Source organism: Yoonia sp. R2-816, assembly GCF_046762905.1.
Taxonomy (GTDB): domain Bacteria; phylum Pseudomonadota; class Alphaproteobacteria; order Rhodobacterales; family Rhodobacteraceae; genus Yoonia.
This window is the reverse complement of record NZ_JBKQXN010000120.1, coordinates 1-282: the sequence shown is the minus strand read 5'-3', so window position 1 is coordinate 282 and position 282 is coordinate 1. Positions and strand designations below refer to the sequence as shown.

Below are 282 nucleotides of genomic sequence, written 5' to 3'. Positions count from 1 at the left end.
GACGAGCGAACCGATGATGGCCGCACACGATTAGTACGCCATGGTCACCTGCCGGAGCGCGAGGTTATGACGGGGATCGGCGCGGTGCCGGTGAAGGTGCCGCGCGTGCGAGACCGGAGTAGCGACGTAGAGAAAATCCGTTTCGCGTCATCCATTCTGCCGCCCTATCTGCGCAAGGCCAAGTCCATCGAAGAGCTGTTGCCCTGGTTGTACCTCAAAGGCATTTCCACGGGCGATTTCCACGAAGCGCTGGCCGCTTTGCTGGGGCCCAACGCGGCGGGT

1 protein-coding gene is annotated in these 282 nt (G+C 62.4%); it reads left to right on the top strand.

Annotation, left to right across the window (positions count from 1 at the left end; all coding sequences use genetic code 11):
- Positions 1-282: transposase (locus tag ACFWW2_RS02640; protein WP_393925913.1), on the top strand; the 282-nt coding region annotated here is incomplete at both ends.